Raw genomic sequence first — 21,028 nt, 5'->3', positions numbered from 1 at the left:
GATTTCAGGCGAAACGTGACCGGAAACTCTCTGGTATGGACACCACTTTCTTCTGCGGGTAGTCAAAAAATACAAACCCGTATTTTGCCAGGGCAACGGCCTGGCCACTCTCAGCCTTGGTCACCCGGAACACGAAGTCGCCGCCGTATTTATTGAAATCCATCACTCCAACTTCAAAACGCAGCATTTCGGGAAAAAACGATTCCGACTGATACATGGTGGCGAGGTCGGTCACGATAATGCCCTCACCGCCGCTATCGCTCTCAGGAATGCCAAAATTTATCAGAAACTGGGCTCGCGCCTCAGAAAGCATCGATACCAGAGCATCGTTGCCCAGATGGTTGGCGCCGTTGATGTCAGTCGTTCGGACCTGCATAAGCGTTTCGAAACAGAATACATCGTCAGGGAAAGAAAGTGCGATTCGGGCCACTGTGGAAGTTACCTGTCTGGCAAAATGTCGGGCAAGAAATCGGATAATACTCTGTTACGCCGAGGCCTTCATCTCAAGATCTTGGCGCAAAAATCGGGTATCGTCATTTTTGATCTTTTAGCGCTGAATTGAGCCTTTGCATATCAGGCTTGGATTGCGCGCTGAATGTAACGGCAAGTGGAGGTTACGGCCTTGAATAATGAAAACTCTATGGACATTCGCCCTGCGGCCACTCTGGCCTTAGTAAGGGACACTCCGAACGGAATTGAAATACTGTTATTGCAGCGCACCTGGGACGCCGTATTTTTACCCGGTTATTACGTTTTCCCGGGTGGCGCGGTCGATCAGCAGGAATCCTGGGGACGAAAGCATACTGCAGGCCTGGAAGACACCGAAATCAGCCACACCATGAGCCTGAGTGACGGCGGTACAGATTATATGCTGGCCGCTGTTCGTGAGTGTTTTGAAGAAGCCGGCGTGTTGATGGCGGTGGATGCAGACCGACGTACAATCGGCGGAGATCATGCGGCTCATGGAGATCGCGGGGCTGTATTCAGGGGCGAACTGTCCCTCGCTGAACTGTGCCAGCGGCACACACTGACCATTCCGCTCGACAGGCTGGCCTACCTGAGCCACTGGATTACCCCGCCCGGCCCACCCAGGCGCTTTGATACCCGCTTTTTCGTGACCCCAGCGCCAGATAACCAGCGTGTGAGCCATGATGGGGAGGAAACCATCAGCCACGTCTGGATCAGCCCGGCACAGGCACTGGAAGAACATCGTGCTGGCCAACGATTAATGACCTTGCCAACTGTCAGAACCCTGCGGGTACTGAGGGACTTCGAGACCGTCGAAAACCTGATGCGCTACGCCTGGGCAAACCCACCTGAACCCTTCCCGAGCAAGCCATGGCCAGCCACCCGGCGCGGTAAACCAGTACTTCTGGAACCCGGCGCACCAGCCTATGATGAAGCCGCCAAGCTGGATCCCGAAGCGGCAGGCACCACGAAATCGGAGATTGTACCCGGCGAGCCGGTTGAGATTGCAGCCGGTGTGGTTCGCCTCACGGCGCCAAACCCGGGCGTGATGACCGGGCCCGGCACCAATACCTACATCCTTGGCCACGAGCGTTTTACCGTGCTGGACCCTGGCCCCGATCATGCGGGACACATGGAGCAGATTCTTGCGTTCACTGGAGGGGAGATTGAATCTGTAATCGTTACTCACACCCACCTTGACCACTCCCCTGGCACCCGCACCCTGAAAGAAAAAACAGGATGCCGGGTTTATGGTCGGTCTGCACCCGCCGGGGCATCACAGGATCAGAAGTTCGCACCAGATGAGCAGCCTGAGCATGGCGACCTGATCGAGACCGATGCGGGCACGCTCAAGGTACTGCATACACCGGGACATGCCTCCAATCACCTTTGTTTTCTACTGAGGGATCAGGAACTGCTGTTTTCGGGGGATCACATCATGCAGGGCTCAACCGTGGTCATAAACCCGCCCGATGGCGACATGAAAGCCTATCTGGAAACGCTCTACGATCTGCTAGCGGAGCCAGTACGTTACATCGCTCCTGCTCATGGCTTTTTGATGGGGCACCCTGAAGCGATCATCGACTACCTGATCACCCATAGGCTATCTCGGGAACACAAGGTAGCAAGAGCTCTTGAAGATCTTTCGCCCGTGGGGCTGAAAGATCTGACCAGCAAAGCCTACGACGACGTGCCAGCAGCAATTCACGGAGTCGCCGCCCGCTCCGCGCTGGCTCATCTGCTCAAGCTGGAAGCCGATGGCAGAGCCCTTCAGCAAGAAGGGCTCTGGCGGACTATACCCACAACCTGAGTCGCGGGTACGTGCAGGTACTACACCTGCCCGTATCTATTTTTTTGCAATGATGTACACCGCGTGCACTATGCCAGGGATATAGCCCAGAAGGGTCAGTATTATGTTGATCCAGAAATGCTTCCCGATACCAACCTGCAGGAACACGCCCAGCGGCGGTAACAAAATTGCTATAAGAATTCGCAAAAGATCCATATTGTTTACTCCATCCGTCGGTTATAACTGACCTGACTGCAACGATAAACCCCGCAGTCTGGCCAAGCCGGTAATTTTACGCTAATTCGCGTGAAGTTCATGGCAACACTATGAAAATGGCATTAAACCTTTGTTATTGCCATTTCCATAAGCACCACTCGACCTTTACCCTTGGGCCCTTGTTGATGACCCGTGAGGAATCATGCTGTTTTCCAGGCTGCGAACACTGACCCATATTAAACCCGTTTTTTGCCTTCTGATGCTGACGATACCTGCCGTAGCCATGGCAGATCCACCCACTGACAAAAAACAAGTGGGGCCAGCCCGGGAGATTCTGCTGGCAGAACTGGCGGAAGACGAAAGCGTTGAGGATGTGGAACATTCAAAGCCGCGACACCCAACCGGCGATGTGCAGGTTCCGGCCAATGAGGCGGCACCAGAAAGCCCGGCACCAAAGCCAGAACCGGTCCTGAAGCCAAAGAAAGTGGCGCCTAATATTGATCTCAAAGACGTTGCACCGGCACCAGCTCCGGAGCCACCCGCGGATCCGGATGCTCAAGACGCACCTGGCAGCGAAGAAGCGGATGTCAGCAAGGCTCAGGAAGATGGTGCGCCTAGCTCTATGCCCGCGACACAGGAACAGGAAACACCGGAACCGGAGGATGAAAAACCACAGAGCGCCAAAAATCTGGTTCTGCTTGAAAGTGAAGTTCTGCCGGGCACATCCACGCGCCTGGGTTGGTCAGCAGGCATTCAGATTGCCGGCCTGTCACAGCCCACGCCTGTACTGGTAGTGAATGGCGCCAACGCAGGCCCAACCCTGTGCCTCACAAGTACAATTCACGGAGACGAACTGAACGGCATCGAGATTATTCGCCAGACCATGTACGACCTTGATCCGGAAAAGCTGAGCGGCGCCGTGGTGGGTATTCCCATCGTAAACCTGCCCGGTTTCCAGCAAGGTAGCCGTTATCTGCCGGATCGCCGTGATCTGAACCGACATTTCCCCGGCAGCAAGAATGGCAGCCTGGCGGATAGGATTGCCAACTCCCTGTTCGAGAAGGTTATTCAATACTGCGATATGCTGGTGGATATCCATACCGGCTCACTGAAGCGCACCAACCTGCCCCAGCTCCGTGCCGACATGAACAACCCCGCGGTTGCCGAATTTACCCGGGGCTTTGATCGAATGGCCGTTGTGCACAGCACCGGATCCCCCGGGATGCTCCGCACCGCAGCGGTGAATGCCGGCATTCGTGCCGTCACACTGGAAGCTGGCGAATCCCACCGCATTCAGGAACATCAGATTGATGCCGGCGTAAACAGCCTGGCCAGCCTGATGGAAAAGCAGAAAATGATTTCGCGAATGTTTGTGTGGGGTGATCCGGAGCCTGTGTACTATGATTCGGCCTGGGTACGGGCAAACCACGGCGGCATTCTGTTCAGCAAGGTCGAACTGGGCGCCAAGGTTTCCAAAGGTGAGGTTCTTGGCTATATCGCAGATCCGATCACTAACGCCCAATACCCTATTGCCTCCAGCAGTGATGGGCGCATCATCGGCATGGCCGTTGATCAGGTGGTTATGGCGGGTTTCGCAGCCTACCACATTGGCACCAAGGCAAAAGTGCCAGGAGAATAGTATCCTATCGTTGTACGCTCTCGCGAATGACTGACAGGAGTTGATGTGCCTTCAGAAAACAGTCCAGCCAGATCTGCGACTCTAACCTACGCAGGCCTGGTTCTGACACCTTTGTTCTGGGCTGGCAATGCCGTTGTTGCCCGGGGCACCGTCGACAGCATACCGCCCATTTCCATGGCTTTCTGGCGCTGGGTCATAGCACTCGCCATTCTGCTGCCCTTTGCTCTGCCCGGTATCTGGCGACACCGGGCCTTGATCCGCCAGCATCTGGGTTCCATGGTGGTACTCGCCACATTCAGCGTCGGTGCTTTCAACTCACTGTTATACGTTGCTGCTGTCACCACAACAGCGACCAACATTGCCCTGATCAATGCCACCATTCCGATTTTTGTTTCGCTGCTGGCATGGATTATTCTGGGCGATCGCACCCGGCCGATTCAGGCACTGGGGATTGTGCTCGCAATATTTGGCATTCTCACGGTAGTAGCACGAGGGGACCTATCGGTTCTCACCGGCCTGAAGTCACAACCAGGCGACCTGATAATGGTCGCCGCCGTGTTCAGCTGGGGTCTGTTTTCCGTGTTACTCAGGCGCCAGGCAGTTCCTCTACCCGGGTTTACCTTCCTCAGCACCCAGATTCTGCTTGGCACCCTGGTTATCCTTCCGTTTTATCTGGGTGACCTGCTGTTTTTCTCTGGTGGCTTTGAGCTAACCCGACAAACCGCTCTGCCACTCGCCTATTTCGCAATCTTCCCGGGGATTCTCGCCTACGGCTTCTGGAACTACGCCGTGCACAGTATAGGGCCGTCCCGGGCAGCCATTTTCATATACCTGACACCGGTTTTTGCTTCAATTCTGGCCAGTATTTTCCTTGGAGAGTCGTTGGGGCTCTTCCATATAATTGGCGGCGCGTTCATCCTAGCCGGACTATTACTGGCTACCCGAGCGGGTCAAAAGGTGCCGGACTACAGCAAGTTGTCCTGATAAACTCTAAATTCACAAGGAGCCCACCATGCTTAAGAAGCTCACGCTCAGACCCATTCATCACACACTGGGGTCCCTGCTGCTGGTGCTGATGATTTCAGCACTCGGTTCTGCCGCGAACGCCCAGACCAATGCGACCACGCAGGCTGAAACACCGGACCCGGCCACAACCTCAACCAGCACACCCGGTGAAAACTCTGGCCTTTGCGAACGTCCGGAACAGTGGCTTTGGGCCGAGACTTATGAAGAAGGTGATATGAGCTTCCACGGCGGCAAAGTATGGAAAGCCATTGAAAAAACCAGTGGCGATATGCCCGGGAAGAACGAGCCATCACGCTGGGAACGCATAGACGATCACTGCTTTATGGTTGATCAGTAGCCTGAGGGTTGCCCGGTAATGCCGCTTCGATACGCTGTAACACATCGACCAGCACCGCCTTCGGGCAGCCGATGTTGAGCCGCATGAAACCACTGCCCTGTTCACCAAATGAAATACCAGGGTTCATGCCTACTCCGGCGTCTTCCACAAAAAACCGTTTCAGGGCGGCATCATTCATTCCCAGGCTTCGGCAATCGAGCCACATCAAATAGGTTCCTTCCGGGGCCCGGGTCTGAATTCCAGGCAAGCGTGCGTTGACTGTTTGCAGCACAAAATCGCGGTTCTGCTGTAAATACGCCATCAAATCATCCAGCCAGGGCGCCCCATACCGGTAGCCGGCTTCAAACCCCGCAACACTGAACGGGTTGCACTGCGGCAAATGCATGGAATCAAACACTGCTTTCATGGCATTGCGCCGGTCCCGCTCCGGGATGACCAGAGCAGACAACCCCAACCCGGGCATATTGAAACTCTTGCTCGGAGCAACCGCGGTTACCAGGGCATCGTCCGGACCCGCGAGAGCGGCCAACATCCGGTGCCGAGGCTTGTCTGTGAAGGTAAGGTCGCAGTGAATTTCGTCGGAAATCACCGTCAATTCATGCCGGCGAGCGATAGCCAGCACAGCTGTGAGCTCCTGTTCTGACCAGATACGTCCGACCGGGTTGTGCGGTGAGCACAACATCAGAAGCCGGGCATCAGGGCGTGCGGCGCAGACCTCCAGGTGCTCCAGATCCATCCGGTAGTGCCCGGTTTCATCGTCGTAAATCAGGGGATTTTCAATAACCTCCCGACCGCTGAGCCGAACAGAGCTGAAAAACGGTGGATACACCGGCGGTTGCACAATCACGCCTTCGCCTGGCGCCGCATAGGCCATACAGGCAGCGTGCAGGGAGGGCACGACTCCGGGCGCCATCAGTATCCAGTCCCGTTGAATGTCCCAGCCATGACGCTCGCGAAACCAGTCAATTATTGACTGGTACAGACTTTCGGGAAACAGCGTATAGCCGTAGACCGGGTGCGCGGCACGCTCTGCAAGAGCACGGGTGACAGCTTCTGGTGCAGCAAAATCCATGTCTGCCACCCAAACAGGAATCACATCCTCCCGTCCGAACACCGCTCTGCGGGCATCAAACTTAACTGCGCAGGTATTTTCACGGTCAAGGGGCAGATCAAACAATTCTTTCACAGGCGCACTCCACTATCGGCCGACAATCGGGAAACACTGTTGAGTATTCTGGGTGGGTACCGCCATGTTCGCAACCGGCTCCCTCAGAGCACTGGCATTTTGCTTTGGTCGTATGGAATGTAATATTACTTGCCGAATCACCCAAATACTTGCGAACCTAACGGTTTACCCGCGCCAAGCTTCTTCCCCGGCGCCTGCTGGAGCTTTGAATGATCGGTCAAATCCTGTCCACACTGTTACCGGTGTTTCTCATCGCCGGATGTGGCGCCCTTTACGGACGGTTCCGCACACCAGACATTCAGGGTCTGAACGTTCTGAACATGGAACTTTTTGTTCCCATGCTGGTATTCAGTGTGCTGGCAGATCAGCACGCCCCGCTGCAGGAATATGCCGGGCTTGCGCTGGCCGCAACGGTTGTTGTTCTGGGCTCCGGGATTGTTCTGTATCCGCTGGCCCGGGTTCTCAACCTGAACCTGAAAACCTTTTTGCCACCCATGATGTTCAACAACTCGGGTAACATGGGCATTCCGCTGTTGGTTCTCGCCTTTGGCGAGGCCGCCCTGCCCGCGGCCATCGTTTTGTTTATCGTGGAAATGCTGCTGCACTTTTCCGTGGGCCTGTACATGCTTGACCCTCACACTTCCATACTACAGCGCCTGAGGCTCCCCATTGTGTTTGCCAGCATCGCCGGGCTGGCCGTAAACTTTGGGGGTGTGCCGCTACCGGGCTGGCTGCTTGAGTCTCTGAACATGCTGGGTGAAGTCTGCATCCCTCTTATGCTGTTTACCCTGGGCGTAAGAATGCTGGACATAGACTTCAGCGATTGGAAGCTGGGCATGCTTGGCGCCATTGCCTGCCCGCTCAGTGGCTTGCTGTTAGCGTGGCCCATGATCTACCTTCTGGACCTGCCCGGCCTTCAGGTTGCTGCGCTCTGGGTATTCGCCGCCCTGCCACCGGCAGTGCTTAACTATATGGTGGCGGAGCAGTATCAGCAGGAACCTCATAAAGTGGCTTCCCTCGTACTATTAAGTAACCTGGGAAGCCTCGTTGTCATGCCTGTTGTACTCGGGCTGGTGTTTGCTGCTGGCTACGTCTGAGCAGCTAGTCAGTACGCTTAACGTCCGGATGCAAACTCTTACCCAGTATGTGGTTGTCTTCCTCTATCACGGTGGAAGCACTGCCTACAATCAGCGGGTTGGGGCCGCGCACAACATGGCGGTCTTTATCCGGGTAATTCAGTTTACTGAGAAAATGCTGCATGCAGTCAAGCCGCGCACGTTTCTTGTCATCAGACTTGACCACCATCCAGGGTGCGTCTGCGGTATCCGTGTAGAAAAACATGGCTTCCTTGGCCTCGGTGTAGTCCGCCCATTTTTCCTGTGCGAGCTGGTCGATCGGGCTAAGCTTCCACTGTTTTAAAGGGTCCATTTTCCGTTTATTGAATCTGGCGGTCTGTTCCTTCTCGCTCACCGAAAACCAGTATTTGAATAGATGAATATCACTGCGCACCAGCATACGCTCCAGTTCCGGCGTCTGGCGCATGAATTCCAGGTACTCGTTGGGTTCACAGAAACCCATCACGCGTTCTACACCCGCACGGTTGTACCAGGAGCGGTCGAACAGCACTATTTCGCCACCCGTGGGCAGGTGTTTGATATAGCGCTGGAAATACCACTGGCCTTTCTCTTCCTCGTTAGGCTTTTCAAGTGCCACAACGCGAGCGCCCCGGGGGTTGAGGTGTTCCATAAAGCGCTTGATGGTGCCACCTTTCCCGGCGGCATCCCGGCCTTCAAAGATGATGACAACTTTCTGTCCGGTTTCCTTGATCCATTTCTGGGCCTTAAGCAGTTCTATCTGGAGCTGCTGTTTGTGGCTTTCATAGGCCTTGCGGCTGATCTTTGTCTTGTATGGATACTCTCCGCTCCGGAAAGCTTCTGCGATGTATTCCGGATCATGGCGATGTTCTGCAATTGCATGTAGCTGAGCACCAACGGAGGGTTTCGGTTCAGATTTGGTAGCGTTAGCAGGAGCCGAACCCTCCACGGAGTTTTTGGTTTTGGGCTTGGTTTTTGGCTTGGGCGTGGTTTTGGGCTCGGTTTTACTGGCAGTTACTGAGTCTTGGGTATTAGCCATGGGGGCTCCTCTCTTGATTGCTGGTATAGCTACCAGTTTACGCCCAAAAGTGCTCCTCCAGTGTCTTAACCAAGCTTGCATTGACCCACGTCAGTGAGCGAGGTTGTGGTTATAATCACGGGCTAGGGTATGTCTTTCATTGCTATGGCCCGCCAGCACTGTTTTGTCGAGGAAAACGTCTATGTCCGAATCCATTGCGGTGGTTCGCGCCTCCCGCCCCAACTTTCTGGTTCTTGCTCCCCTGTGTGTCGGGCTGGGAGTTGCAGTGGCCTGGCAACAAGGTGAGCCACCGGCATTGCTGGATACACTGCTGGTCTTTATTGGTGCCTTGTTGGCCCACGCTGCGGTGAATCTGTTTAATGAATACGAAGATTTTGCATCCGGACTGGACCTGATCACCACCCGCACCCCTTTTTCCGGTGGCAGCGGGGCTCTTCCGGAAGTCCCCGGCGCAGCAAAGCGGGTGCTGGCAGCGGCTATTGGCACTCTGGCTCTCGTTATACTGATCGGCCTTTATTTCCTCTGGCAGAGAGGATTGCCCATGCTGGTGCTGGGGGCAGCGGGTGTGGTGCTGATACTCACCTACACGCGTTGGATTACCCGCTCTCCCATACTGTGTCTGTTTGCTCCCGGCATCGGCTTCGGTCCGGTAATGGTTCTGGGCACACTGGTAGCACTCGGCGCCAGACTTGATGCCACTGCGCTCACCGTCTCCGTTATCAGCCTCATACTGGTGAGCGAGCTGTTACTGATCAACCAGATACCGGATGCGGAAGCGGATCGCAAAATCGGTCGCCGTCACCTGGTCATCACTCTCGGCACCCGCGCCGCCGCCCGCCTGGTGTCTGCCATGTTTATTTCCGGCTACGCTGTTCTGGTAACGGGCATATTCGCCGGCTGGTTACCATTGGCGTCTATACTGTCTCTGGCAACAGCACCCTTCGCTCTCTGGCTTGCCTGGAAACTGCCGGGCGCCATTGATCAACCAGACGCACTTAACGTGTTACTGGGCACCAACGTCGCCACTTTACTGGCCACGCTTGCGCTGCTGATTGTTGGTCTGAGCCTGTAATCCCGGCCTCGAACAATGAGCGCAACAGCAACAAGACACCCATGTATTGTCCTTGCATGTGTGAGAGCTTTAGCCGAAGGTTATTACTGACATTCTCTGATTTCATTCACGATACGGAGGTCTGCCCATGAGTGTACTTCTACTGCTCATCAGTGCCCTGATTCTGATCTATCTGGGAGTTGGCGGCACCACCGCGGCTCTGGTGATGTCTATCGCAACCCTGGTCGGCGTTTTCCAGGATGAATGGCACCTGGCCAGTGTTCTTTTTGGCGGTCTTTTTCTCGCACTAGCTCTGATTCTGGTTATTCCCAGCGAATTGCGTCTCGATAAGTTTAGCCGACCACTGCTGGGCTGGGTTCGCAGCCGCCTACCCAAACTCTCTGACACCGAAGAAGAAGCCTTGAAGTCCGGCTCTGTAGACTGGGATGGCGAACTCTTCTCCGGCAAGCCGCAATGGTCGAATCTGCTGGATGCCAGGCCTGCGCACCTGACCAGTGAAGAGCAGGCATTTCTGGATGGCCCGGTGGAAAAACTCTGCGCCATGCTGGATGACTGGAAGATCACCCACGAACACTACGACCTGCCGGATAAAGCCTGGAAGTTTATCCGTGACAACGGATTTTTCGGCCTGGTAATCCCGAAAGAGGATGGCGGCATGGGCTTCTCCAACACTGCCCATTCGGAAATCGTGATGAAGATTTCCACCCGCAGCGTATCCGCGGCTGTCACCGTAATGGTACCCAACTCCCTCGGCCCGGGTGAGTTGCTGATGCATTACGGCACCGATGAACAGAAACAGCACTATCTGCCCCGACTGGCCGGCGGCGAAGAAATTCCCTGTTTTGCCCTGACTTCTCCCATCGCGGGCTCCGATGCCGGTGCTATTCCGGATAAAGGCATTGTGTGCAAGGGCGAATGGGACGGAAAAGAAGTACTGGGCCTGAAAGTAACCTGGAACAAACGCTATATCACCCTGGCCCCGGTTGCGACGCTGATTGGCCTGGCCATCAAAGTATACGATCCGGAAAAGCTGCTGGGCGATAACGCCGACATAGGCGTAACTTGCGTTATGGTTCCTCGCGAAACCGAAGGTGTCCACTCAGGCGCTCGACACCTGCCCATGAACACCGTCTTCATGAATGGGCCCACCTGGGGCACCGAAGTGTTTATACCCATGGATCAGGTTATCGGTGGTCAGGACATGCTCGGCAAAGGCTGGACCATGTTGTTGGAGTGCCTCTCCATCGGCCGCTCCATTTCCCTGCCCGCACTGGGTACCGGTGCCGGCAAGGTTGCCAGCCTGGCGACCGGTTCCTACGCCTATACCCGCGAACAGTTCGGCCGCTCCATCAGCCAGTTTGAAGGTGTACAGGAAGCCCTGGAACCCATTGCCGGCTATACCTACATGATGGATGCCGCACGCCTCCTGACCTCCGGCATGCTCGACAGAGGCGTTCGGCCTGCCGTACCTTCAGCACTACTGAAATACCGCAACACCGACCTGATGCGCGTGGTGATCAATCACGCCATGGATGTGGTCGCCGGCCGCGGTGTCATTACCGGCCCCCGTAACTTTATGGCCCGCGCTTACAACGCCGTACCCATTGGCATTACGGTAGAGGGCGCCAACATTCTGACCCGCAGCCTGATGGTGTTCGGCCAGGGCGCCATTCGCTGCCACCCGTTTATTGTTGAAGAAATTGCCGCTGCAGGCATGGAAGACGAAGACCAGGCGGCGAAAAAATTCGATGGCATCTTCTACCGGCACCTGGCACACACCACGCGTAACGCACTGAGAGCGCTGGTTCTGGGGCTGACGGGAGGCCTTTTGGAAACAGTTCCCAGACAGGGCGATATCAAGTCCTCTTACCGCCAGCTTGCCAGGTTTTCCGCAGCCTTTGCGCTGATGACCGATGTAACCCTGCTCTCCGTGGGCGGCGGTCTGAAAGCCCGGCAACGACTGTCGGGCCGGATGGCAGACTGTCTCGTCCAGCTGTATTACGCCTCGGCGGTGATCAAACAGTGGCATGAAGAAGGTTACCCGGAGGAACAGCGCCCCCTTGTGGACTGGTGTCTGCAATCCTGCCTGCGGGACCTGCAGCGCTCCATGCGCGAGGCAATCATCAACTTCCCGGTACCCGCCCTGCGCTGGCCATTGCGCCTGCTGGTATTCCCACTGGGTGCAACCGGCCTGAACGGGCCGGATGACAAATTGGGTACCCGCGTGGCCGCCAGCATTGTTGAAGACACTCCGCTGCGCCAGCGCGTTAGCCGTGGCGCCTATACGACTATGGACCCGGACGATCCGCTGGGCAGGGTTCTGAATGCCTACAAACTGGCCAATGAAACCGCTGATATGCGCAGTCGCCTACATGATGCCATTCGTAATCGTGATGAGGACGAACTCGACGGCATCGCTCTGCTAATGGGCCACCAGCGTAAAGAACTGGTGGATTGGGCCTGTGCCGAAGGCGTTGTAAAGGCAGATGAGTGCGACAAGCTTCAGGAAGCACTAACCGCCTTGTACGACGTTATCCGGGTAGATGCCTTTGACGAGGAAGGGTTGAAAGCCTTGTCTCGATGCGCCAAGGGAAAACGTAAAGTTGTTGAAAGGCCGGCCAAAGAGTAGCGCTATAGTGCGCGGGGCTATCTCAGGCCCCGCGCAACCCTCCCATAATCGCTTCATCAACCAACCAGCGGCGCAGTATCTGAATGCCGCGCTCCTGCCTACGGCTGGTTTTCCAGGCAAAATAAAAAGTATCTCCAGTAACCACTGAATGGCTGGGTAAGCGAACAAACTCCTCAGAATCTTTTCGGGTACTCAGCATGTAGTCGTTGGTCAGGGCAATACCCTGATGAAAGCGTGTGGCCTCGAGAGCCAACAGCATATGGCTGAAATGCTGAACCCGAGCGCCAGTGGGGATAACCTCACCCTCTGCCTGATACCAGGCCTCCCAGTCGCCGGCGGCTTTGTCGTAAATACTGTGTGTGGATAATAGGGGAAAGCGGGCTATCTCGTCCGGGGTCATAACGGGCTTGTCGCGCCCCGTCACTTCTGTCTCCCAGCCCAACTCCCGCCGGATTCGCTGCCAATAGTCCTGACTGCACACAGGGAAAAGTCGTTCCACGTACAAAAGCTCGTAACTATACGCCGGTGAGTCCCGATGGATGGTAATAAAACAATCCGCTACCCGGTCGGACAGCACCGGGTTTTCACTGCTCATTTCCAGCGCCAGCTCCACCTGCGGATGCAGCCGCTGCAAATCGGGCAGCCTTGGCACCAACCAGCGCACGGCAAAAGAACTGAACACCGATAATCTGAGACGGGACTCCTCGTGCCCAAGCAGTTGATCGCTGGCCCGTTCTATCTGTAGCAGGGAACTACTGATGGCATCGAGGTACAGGCGGCCCTCGTCGGTTAAAGCAAGCGTACGCCCGCTACGCCAGAACAACTTTTCACCCAGATAGGTTTCCAGCTGTTTGATCTGATGGCTCACCGCGCTCTGGCTGACGGACAACTCCTGAGCCGCCATAGAGAAGCTGTTGAGGCGGCCCACCGCTTCGAATACCGGCAAGGCTTTGAGGGGAGGTAATTTCATTATCTATTTTTCTAATACCCATCCAATAAACATCATTTTATCGGATATTAAAACGCAAATAGACTGATGCTTCCACTACTTGAGTTCACCCTCTTATTCACCGCCATTTATCAGGAAACAGGACATGTCAGGAAAAACCGTCAACAGCGCCATCCTGCTGCTAGTGATCGGCAACGCCTTGGCACTGATCTCCGACGTGTTCATCAAGCTTCTGGAGCCAGGAGCGCCGATTCTTCAGTTTGCGTTTTTGCGCTGCCTCATCACACTTATGTTTCTGATACCACTGGCCCGCAAAATCGACCGGACCAACCTGTTCGCCGGCATCAAGGTACACGCTATACGTGCCCACGTGCACCTGATAGGCATACTGTGCATGATCGTGGCCCTGGGTAACCTGCCACTCGCCACCGCTAACGCCGTATTTTATGCAGCCCCGATTCTGGTGATGGTGTTCTCGGCGTTTTTCTTCCGGGAAGTCCTGTCACCCCTGAATGTATTTGCGGTGTTCAGTGGTTTCGCCGGCATTATCGTTATCCTGCGTCCGGTGGAGTTCAACTGGGCGGCTGTAGCTGCGTTCGGATCGGCGATCACACTGGCCATCAACGCGGTGATGGTGCGCAAACTGCCCAAAGGCCAGACCACTGTGCACAAGCTGTTTCTCAACTACTTGCTGGTGATTCCGGCATCCGGACTGCTTGCATTATGGGAGTGGCAGCAAGGCGCTTCCTGGCACCCGGAAATCCTGTTCACCGCAGCCGCGTCTGCTTTTTTCATTCTGGGCTACAACATCACTGTGCTGCTGGCCTACCGCCAAGTAGATGCCAATCAGGTCACCAGCGCCGAATACACCGGCCTGATCTGGGCGGTATTGATTGGCTGGATAGGTTTCAACGAGATGCCCGACCTTTGGTTCGCTGTAGGCAGCGCCATGATCGTGGTGCCGCTTATTATGGTGGGGATGCGTTCCCGTCAGCGGAGCCACCGAGTATTACGGGCTCAACCGCTGAATGGTTGATACTCTCGGCGCATGGAGATGCCAAAGAATGACCTGCTACTATCTGGCAGGACGATCAGCGTCGGGGAACCATCTTAATAGAAAAACTGGGGTCGTTTGGCACTACCCCCTCAAGCAGGCTCATTTCGTATTCGCTAAATGCTTCTTCCGTCCAGCGCCTAAGAGACGATGAATCAAAGTATGATCGTTTTGCCACATAAGATGCATTTGTTGCGCCCAACGAATAGTCAATTTTTAGCGCAACAGTCGTAATCATTGGTTCCTGAGTCGTCGATGGCTCAACATCCAAACACTCCCAAGCACCGCAGCCTTGCGGCGAAGAAAAATTCACAACCTGGCCGGGAAATACCTGGCCCTCGTCAAAGAAATCGATTAAGACGGACTCTCGTGGGAAAGCCAAAATTGCATCAGCAACCGTCCTCAGATTTTCCGATGTTTTCCAAAATGCCGACAGACGTCCAGAGATCACGACATGCTTGGCGTTACTTGATCGCAGAAATTCACTAATTTCAGAAAGAACTATATGAGCAACACCCGGGTAACGCGCCTGACTGCTGGCTATAACTGTCGGAGAGTTATCGACATGCACAATTTCGAAACTTCGCGAAAGTTCTGCTGCCACCTCTGGAAATCCGCAGAAAACGACAGGATCATCAATATTTCCCAATAGTGACGTAATATTTTCGGCAACCCCCGCGGGATCATGAAACGCCCGATAAACGGTATCCCAATCAAGATTGTCTGAATAATAATCCGTCATGAAATGACTCTTTGGGCCGAACATCGAGCTAACGCCGAAGCGCACCGGTGACTTTGATTTAGCGAAGCGGAGGCAAAGGCATCCGAGTGACGCGCCTGGTTAGCTGTTTCCAAGCATGTAAGCCCTGAGCTGCCGCTCCTCTCGCATGACATAGAGGACGAGAACACGCTTCCCATCCTCACGATAGAAAATGCGACACGGTTGAACCACTAACTCCCTGTATACCGAATTAGGGAGCTCGGGAGGAATCCGTCCAGATTGGGGAAAATTCTCCAAACGCCCGGTCTTATCGAAAATTTTTTGGACCAGATGACTTGCTGCAGCAGGATTATCCAGAGCAATGTACTCAGCAATGGCATCCAATTCTTGAAGGGCGGGCTCTGTCCAGATTACTTCAGCCATTTACTCATTTTCTCCCTGGCCTCACTTTGGCTGTACGTTCTTCCCTCAAGTACAGCACGCTCTCCCCGCGAGAGCCCCTCAAGCAGCTCAAGTCGGCGCTGCATAAACTCGTAATCTTGCACATCAACAAGGTATGCGGATGGCTGACCGTGCTCAGTGATCAGTATCGGCTCTTTGGACAAGTGCAGCTCTGCCAAAATCTTTGTGGCTTGGCGCTTGAGGTTCGTAACAAGCTCAACCTTCATGGACTCACCCTGAATCAGACTGATAGTGACACTATAGTATCACTATGCGGCGACACAATAACAGCTAACGCCTGTGGTAATGGGCGCCAGCGGAGCGCAGCGTAGTTGGCGTGGACTTCCCCCAATACTCCCGGACGTCAGCTTCTCTGGAGGAATAATCGATGGTGTCCCGATAATAGGAATACCTCGTCAATATATCCTTAACGTCTAATTCGGGCGCCTCAAGCAGTTCTCTCATGACATCAATATCTTGAGGTAGAACGCATTGGGCTTGGGCAGGCCGTTCTGGCCACGGGAATCACCAAGCGTGTGACGGTTCAGGAAATTCTCGGGCATAGCAACATTCGAACGACCGAAATCTACACGCATATCACTGGCGATCGACGTGCTGGAACCTTCAGCCCTTTTGATCGCTTGCCAAGTTCTTGATCGGCTATTTCTTACCCATCCAAGGGCCATAAAAGCCAGGAGTTTGGGATGCGGCGAATGTTCGCTTTTGGTTAGGAATTCGGGGAGCCCGGAATGGTAGCAAAGCGAACATTCAGGTTTGGGGATAACGTCAAAAACAGCGACGTATTTATACGTCCGACTGCTTTTTCTTGTTATGAGTCATCTTTACCATGTTGGCTTTATGCTCGAGATCGATGCGTGCTTCGTATAGATGAGTCAGAAGCGATTCTAAGAGATCAATAGATAAGCAAAGAGTGTGTTTGTCAGTCGCATTCAACCGGTGGGCTGCATCATCGCCTATGAACTTAAGGCCATTGAGCCCATCTATAATCGTGTTCGGAATGTTCGGCAATTCTTTCAGCTGTTCAATTTTCTTCGCAAGCCCCCAAGCCTTCTTATCGTCGATTCCCTCAATAACACAGATACCTTCTAACAAAGCACGAACGCCCATTGCCGTCACAATTTCCAAGCCTTGCTGAAAAGCTGTAACTATTTCTTTGTATGAATTGTTGAGCTTTTTATCTACATGGTGAAAGCGTTTTACTTGACGCTCGCCAAGGTTTTTCCTTTTTGGATGATAGCTGTAGGAAAATACCTCATCTCCGTTTTGGTCATACATTCCTGAGCATGTCCACTTTTCTTCCATAGTAGCAGTGTCGCAACCACGACATATGAGAAAACGGAACTGTGTCTCTTCGTAATAGCCAACAAAGGTCTGCCCATGATCTTCAAACTCTTCATGAAACGACTGATCATGAGAAGACTTAACGTCGTGGTTGGTCTCACCTTGACAGGTATTGCAATAGATCTTGACTCTGTCTGTCACTCTGCGCTCCGTAATTCATAACGCTTGCAGCATGCACGTCCACAGAATGAAACCGAAGTCGCAATGGAGGGCATCGTCGTGTCTGCATTAGCTATAAGTCATTTCACTACTCTTAAATAAGGAGGAAGCCTCTTCCCTCCGGCTCTTTGAGTATCCTCATCCAAGAAGGCTTCCCGAGCTTCGTCTACGACCACCTCAAGTTCCTTCAGGTAGTATTCGGAAAGCTCTTCGATAGACTTTTTCTTCAAATCGTCATCATCTGGAACCGGCAGTTCGCTGAAGTGCTGCTGAACCTTTGCCATGCTTTCGGGGAGGTCAACGTAATACTTTTCCTTTGTCCCATCCGGCAACTCGATTTCCCACCCACTACCGCCAGTTTGATCTCCGATGAAAAATCCGCTGGCTCCTGGGGGTGGAGTTCCCAACTTTTCCATGTCAGAAGATGAGAAGTTGATTGAGGCGGAGGTACTGACCGGAAGCTTTCCCTGCTTGAGTATTTCGTTTCTCAGCGTGACGAAATACTTCATCAGAACATCAGACTTCATCTTTGCCTGTATCGGTTGATACCAAGCATCAAACCGATCAGAACCGACAGGCGTTTTTAGGTTTTGAATTACGAAAGTCACCGAGCGGCCAAAAACGACTAAATTCCGGATGCCTGAATATCTTCGGTAGCGATTTCCGGACGTGAGATCCTCGTAACCAAACCGAGCAGTTTGGAGCGTTTCCTCAGCCTTCTGAATTATCGCCCGAATTTCATTATTCACTCAGAACCTCAATGACTGATAACGCTATGGCTTTGCGGCGCACCGGAGCGCCAGCGTAGGTGCGTCCGACAACAGCCACTTGTTAAGTTCTGGCCGGCGACCCGCGCCCGGCGTTGACAATGCTTGCAAGATCTCGAAGCTCATCTCTTTCGTTAGCATACAAATCTTTGAGAACGCTCTCCATCGCTCGGAATCCAAAGGCCAAGTCGCATTCACGCAATGACCCATCATGGCTAGCGTCGTTACCCAACCACTTGATTGCCATTAGCAAGTGCGCTGGCTCCCTGTGGGACTCTGATAATACTTCTAGTTTTTGGTGAAGAGTCCCATTAAGGCTTGGATCTAATTCAAATATCAACTTCTCAACTGCAACTCTCAAACGATTACACCCTGATGCCAGATCAGCCCATGCAACTGAAAATGCAGACTTTAGTATTTTCCCTATGCTATCAGGGCACCCTTTCGGAATCGCAAATAACGGGATCGCTGGCTCAAAATATTTTGGGATAAACTCTATATCTTCGAAATCTTCATCGCCAGCTTCCACTGCTGGGTAAAAAGTCTCATTTCCTATCCCACATACAAAGGTAATACCTGTGCACTTATTGCATTCAAAGGAAGCGGTAAATCGGTAGTCAATCCAGTCAGGCTCCCAATCTGGATGCGAGTGCAAAGATCTCGAATCTGGGGTTTCTTCGTAAAAAAGTGAATCTTTCCTCAGGGAAAGAAGACCGTTTTCACAATGGGGACACTTCCAGTCTGGTGTGGATGACCGATGAAATGGTTTGATGAAACGGTAACTCAGGTACCGGAGGTATTGCTGCTCATTCATACTTTGACCTCAGGAACTCAACGCTTGCAGCATGCGCGCCCACGAAATGGAGCCGAAGGCGCAATGTAGTGGGCGTCGCCGTGCCTGCACTGGTTATGTCTGTATAATCGACACGCTCATAGCAAATAAAAGCATCACAGCGCCGACCAGCGCTGTAATCTGCTTTAGCCCGAACGCTAGGCGCCTAAACCTGTATGAAATGGACTTGTCGTCATATCGGTACCCGTCAATCTCATTACTTAGCGCTGCTTGAACAGCAAAATAGCCAGCAAGAAACTGAGTGTAATCGAGCACAATCGTGAGAACCCCAAAAAAGCCTGCCAACAGCAGCAACTCATTTTTGCTCTCGTAGATACCTGAGAGTGCCCCGGAATCTGATGTGAGTATCGTATAGACTACCGCGACTAGGCCAAAACCAATATACCGAGATAGGTCACTGATTTTTGAGGACACATGCCGTTTCTCCTCAAGGACTGTTGTCCGCTTTTCGCTATCGGTCATGGTCATCTCTCCGACTTGGCGAAATCACTAGGACCTGGATCGTCTGTGCTTCGTTTGACAGTATCTCGGAGCTTTTTGCCAGCCCGTAAAGCCGGCACCTTTGATGGAGCGATTTTCAAAGCTCCGCCGGTTCTCGGATTGCGCCCCATTCGTGCTGCACGTTCTCGAACTGTGAATGTACCGAAACCGGTCAGATTAACAGGCTTTCCACGGCCTAAAGATTTGGAGATGGTACTGAATACGGCATCTACGGCTTTTTTGGAATCAGCCTTTGACAAGCCTGTCTGCTCAGCGACTGAATCAATTAGCTCCTGCTTGTTCATTTTTCTTCCTCACATTCGGAGTTTCTTTGCGCACATAACAGCAGCTAGACAACGCGCTTCATCATTGCAAAAAAATTTAGCTGTGTCGTTATTCCAGACTCTGAACCGTCCATCGCACCGCCTATAAAATTATAAAACAACAGCTTAGCCCACCATCGTGAGCTCTGCCACGGAATCATTTGGCGTCTGTAATTTGCTCCGTCAATCATACTGGATGAAAGGCCAGTGATTCGCTTGGAACCTTCAGGGGAAGGCCTGACTCGAATGTTCGCTTTTGTTTAAAGGAAACATTTTAGACCAGTGAGTTTGATCATGGCATCAGACTAGAAAGCGACTAGCTGTTGGAAGTGCAGGCTGGCGTGCATGCAATCGAAGAAATGTTTGCCTCCCATCTCAGCTGAACTAATTCCTCCGGTCTTAACTCTGCATTAACCCCCGCGTTGGTACCTTACATGCAAGAATTCCGATTGGGCTTTGATTTTCTTTCGCGGCGATCCCAACGGCGGCTTATTCAAAGGGCCAGAGTGATTGTCAACCAAGGTAAATTTTATGAGCATTAAAAACACGGCCGAGAGCTACGGCGCAATCGCGAAATGGTTTCATTGGCTAACCGCCGCTCTTTTTCTGGGAGCCTACATCAGCGTTTATTACCTGCACTGGCTATCTGGGTACCGGGGGCAATGTAGACTACTTTTTCCTTTTTGAAATTCCGAAGCTTGAAAGTTACGTCGCCAACTCAGGAGCCAGCTTTTAAAAAAGTTTCTATAGAAAACGTGTGTGAACAGTCATCGCCCAGTGCCCGCAATGACTCTGCCAGCCTGAGAAGATATTCGGAGTTGGGGCCACTTGGCCCAGAGGCTGCAGCAATCTGCCGGGCAATATCAGCTTCAGGAGCATGACCAAGGAAGGCTTCGTTATCTTCGGTAGCGATGTAAACCAACCCTTCCGCAGGGTCACCATCTTCAAACGACAAAGTTGTAGAAAACCGTAAATAGCCGTTCTTTTCCCGCACGTCCAGATACTCAAACACCTTGGGTGAAACCCGAAACGCCATGCCTTTGCATTCGGCTCCGGGTTGCTCAATAAGAGTCACCACCCTGCCCGGCGCGTCCGGGGTACCGCGATGGTCATGGGAGGCCTGCCAGAACCTGCGGGCCCAACCCTGAATAGACGCAGGGCGTTGCTCCAGGAACGGGAAGTCCACTTTGTAGATCAGCGAGCCATAACCAAACAACCAGATTGATTCAACGCCGGAGAAATCCTGTCGGTTGCGGTTGTGTTCTGTGGTATCGGTTGACACAAATCCTCTCCTCAAACATGAAAATCCAGAGCAAGCCTTCGGATTTCAACAACATAGGTACGCAACAGAATTTATCTGGAAATATCACTATAGATGTTAATCATAAATACTAAATATTATAGTAGAATATTCCGCATTTTTG

23 protein-coding genes are annotated in these 21,028 nt (G+C 53.2%); 8 read left to right on the top strand and 15 right to left on the bottom strand.

The genetic code is table 11. The features are described from left to right. Positions 1 to 4 precede the first annotated feature (4 nt). Entirely contained in the window at positions 5 to 430 is a 426-nt protein-coding gene (locus Q4606_RS00490) for a thioesterase family protein (protein WP_303606354.1), read from the bottom strand. Positions 431 to 640: 210 nt separating this feature from the next. Between Q4606_RS00490 and Q4606_RS00485 the strand changes: the two genes are divergently transcribed. Beyond that, positions 641 to 2,278, top strand: coding sequence for an MBL fold metallo-hydrolase (locus Q4606_RS00485; RefSeq protein ID WP_303606989.1), 1,638 nt, complete (start codon positions 641 to 643; stop codon positions 2,276 to 2,278). A gap of 36 nt (positions 2,279 to 2,314) precedes the next feature. Here the strand turns inward: Q4606_RS00485 and Q4606_RS00480 are convergent, their stop codons facing one another. Then, positions 2,315 to 2,473: a YqaE/Pmp3 family membrane protein gene (locus Q4606_RS00480; RefSeq protein WP_303594944.1), complete on the bottom strand. Its 159-nt coding sequence runs from the start codon at positions 2,471 to 2,473 to the stop codon at positions 2,315 to 2,317. A 202-nt stretch (positions 2,474 to 2,675) separates the two neighbouring features. Here Q4606_RS00480 and Q4606_RS00475 point away from each other — a divergent pair, with 202 nt between their 5' ends. Genes Q4606_RS00475 through Q4606_RS00465 form a run of 3 tightly spaced genes read left to right on the top strand, consistent with a single transcriptional unit; the run spans position 2,676 to position 5,475 of the window. After that, positions 2,676 to 4,112 carry a succinylglutamate desuccinylase/aspartoacylase family protein gene (locus Q4606_RS00475; protein ID WP_303606353.1) on the top strand — a complete coding sequence of 479 codons (1,437 nt, stop codon included), beginning with the start codon at positions 2,676 to 2,678 and terminating at the stop codon, positions 4,110 to 4,112. A gap of 45 nt (positions 4,113 to 4,157) precedes the next feature. Beyond that, complete coding sequence (locus tag Q4606_RS00470; protein ID WP_303606352.1) at positions 4,158 to 5,096, top strand: DMT family transporter; 939 nt, start codon at positions 4,158 to 4,160, stop codon at positions 5,094 to 5,096. 28 nt (positions 5,097 to 5,124) lie between these two features. Then, positions 5,125 to 5,475: a hypothetical protein gene (locus Q4606_RS00465; protein WP_303606351.1), complete on the top strand. Its 351-nt coding sequence runs from the start codon at positions 5,125 to 5,127 to the stop codon at positions 5,473 to 5,475. Here the strand turns inward: Q4606_RS00465 and Q4606_RS00460 are convergent. Beyond that, positions 5,459 to 6,661, bottom strand: a complete 1,203-nt coding sequence (locus Q4606_RS00460; protein WP_303606350.1) for a MalY/PatB family protein — start codon at positions 6,659 to 6,661, stop codon at positions 5,459 to 5,461. The two genes, Q4606_RS00465 and Q4606_RS00460, sit on opposite strands and share 17 nt — an antisense overlap. A gap of 209 nt (positions 6,662 to 6,870) precedes the next feature. On the opposite strand from Q4606_RS00460, the gene Q4606_RS00455 reads away from it, so the two are divergent. Further along, positions 6,871 to 7,758 (top strand): AEC family transporter, encoded by an 888-nt coding sequence (locus Q4606_RS00455; protein WP_303594952.1) that lies wholly within the window; start codon positions 6,871 to 6,873, stop codon positions 7,756 to 7,758. A 4-nt stretch (positions 7,759 to 7,762) separates the two neighbouring features. On the opposite strand, the gene ppk2 is transcribed toward Q4606_RS00455, so the two are convergent. After that, positions 7,763 to 8,794: a polyphosphate kinase 2 gene (gene ppk2, locus Q4606_RS00450; protein WP_303606349.1), complete on the bottom strand. Its 1,032-nt coding sequence runs from the start codon at positions 8,792 to 8,794 to the stop codon at positions 7,763 to 7,765. Between the two features lie 181 nt (positions 8,795 to 8,975). On the opposite strand from ppk2, the gene Q4606_RS00445 reads away from it, so the two are divergent. Together Q4606_RS00445 and Q4606_RS00440 are read left to right on the top strand one after the other, a co-directional pair. After that, positions 8,976 to 9,866, top strand: a complete 891-nt coding sequence (locus Q4606_RS00445) for a prenyltransferase (RefSeq protein WP_303594955.1) — start codon at positions 8,976 to 8,978, stop codon at positions 9,864 to 9,866. 127 nt (positions 9,867 to 9,993) lie between these two features. Further along, the gene (locus Q4606_RS00440; RefSeq protein ID WP_303606348.1) at positions 9,994 to 12,495 is read left to right on the top strand and encodes an acyl-CoA dehydrogenase; all 2,502 of its coding nucleotides are present in this window, start codon (positions 9,994 to 9,996) and stop codon (positions 12,493 to 12,495) included. Positions 12,496 to 12,517: 22 nt separating this feature from the next. Here Q4606_RS00440 and Q4606_RS00435 read toward each other — a convergent pair whose 3' ends face one another. After that, on the bottom strand, positions 12,518 to 13,465 hold the full coding sequence (locus Q4606_RS00435) for a LysR family transcriptional regulator (protein WP_303594959.1): 948 nt from the start codon (positions 13,463 to 13,465) through the stop codon (positions 12,518 to 12,520). A 124-nt stretch (positions 13,466 to 13,589) separates the two neighbouring features. Here Q4606_RS00435 and Q4606_RS00430 point away from each other — a divergent pair, with 124 nt between their 5' ends. After that, positions 13,590 to 14,480, top strand: coding sequence for a DMT family transporter (locus Q4606_RS00430; protein ID WP_303606347.1), 891 nt, complete (start codon positions 13,590 to 13,592; stop codon positions 14,478 to 14,480). A 55-nt stretch (positions 14,481 to 14,535) separates the two neighbouring features. On the opposite strand, the gene Q4606_RS00425 is transcribed toward Q4606_RS00430, so the two are convergent. From Q4606_RS00425 to Q4606_RS00380, 10 genes are all read right to left on the bottom strand, one after another. Further along, positions 14,536 to 15,240, bottom strand: coding sequence for a hypothetical protein (locus Q4606_RS00425; protein ID WP_303606346.1), 705 nt, complete (start codon positions 15,238 to 15,240; stop codon positions 14,536 to 14,538). 99 nt (positions 15,241 to 15,339) lie between these two features. Further along, positions 15,340 to 15,642: a type II toxin-antitoxin system RelE/ParE family toxin gene (locus Q4606_RS00420; RefSeq protein WP_303594966.1), complete on the bottom strand. Its 303-nt coding sequence runs from the start codon at positions 15,640 to 15,642 to the stop codon at positions 15,340 to 15,342. Continuing rightward, positions 15,630 to 15,887: a type II toxin-antitoxin system Phd/YefM family antitoxin gene (locus Q4606_RS00415; protein WP_303594968.1), complete on the bottom strand. Its 258-nt coding sequence runs from the start codon at positions 15,885 to 15,887 to the stop codon at positions 15,630 to 15,632. Before Q4606_RS00415 ends, Q4606_RS00420 begins: the two co-directional genes overlap by 13 nt. Positions 15,888 to 16,121: 234 nt before the next feature. Further along, positions 16,122 to 16,256, bottom strand: coding sequence for a hypothetical protein (locus Q4606_RS00410; RefSeq protein ID WP_303606345.1), 135 nt, complete (start codon positions 16,254 to 16,256; stop codon positions 16,122 to 16,124). 208 nt (positions 16,257 to 16,464) lie between these two features. Next, positions 16,465 to 17,163 (bottom strand): DUF4145 domain-containing protein, encoded by a 699-nt coding sequence (locus tag Q4606_RS00405; RefSeq protein ID WP_303606344.1) that lies wholly within the window; start codon positions 17,161 to 17,163, stop codon positions 16,465 to 16,467. A 98-nt stretch (positions 17,164 to 17,261) separates the two neighbouring features. Beyond that, positions 17,262 to 17,930 (bottom strand): hypothetical protein, encoded by a 669-nt coding sequence (locus Q4606_RS00400; RefSeq protein ID WP_303595917.1) that lies wholly within the window; start codon positions 17,928 to 17,930, stop codon positions 17,262 to 17,264. A gap of 82 nt (positions 17,931 to 18,012) precedes the next feature. Then, a complete protein-coding gene (locus Q4606_RS00395) occupies positions 18,013 to 18,762 on the bottom strand; it encodes a DUF4145 domain-containing protein (RefSeq protein WP_303595916.1) in 750 nt (249 codons plus the stop codon). A gap of 93 nt (positions 18,763 to 18,855) precedes the next feature. After that, positions 18,856 to 19,263, bottom strand: a complete 408-nt coding sequence (locus Q4606_RS00390) for a hypothetical protein (RefSeq protein ID WP_303595915.1) — start codon at positions 19,261 to 19,263, stop codon at positions 18,856 to 18,858. 2 nt (positions 19,264 to 19,265) lie between these two features. Further along, positions 19,266 to 19,586 carry an HU family DNA-binding protein gene (locus Q4606_RS00385; RefSeq protein WP_303595914.1) on the bottom strand — a complete coding sequence of 107 codons (321 nt, stop codon included), beginning with the start codon at positions 19,584 to 19,586 and terminating at the stop codon, positions 19,266 to 19,268. A gap of 736 nt (positions 19,587 to 20,322) precedes the next feature. Further along, on the bottom strand, positions 20,323 to 20,886 hold the full coding sequence (locus Q4606_RS00380; RefSeq protein ID WP_303606343.1) for a gamma-glutamylcyclotransferase: 564 nt from the start codon (positions 20,884 to 20,886) through the stop codon (positions 20,323 to 20,325). Between the last annotated feature and the right edge of the window lie 142 nt (positions 20,887 to 21,028).

The sequence above is a fragment of the Marinobacter sp. 1_MG-2023 genome (assembly GCF_030549045.1).
Taxonomy (GTDB): domain Bacteria; phylum Pseudomonadota; class Gammaproteobacteria; order Pseudomonadales; family Oleiphilaceae; genus Marinobacter.
This window is presented reverse-complemented; position numbering and strand designations above follow the sequence as displayed.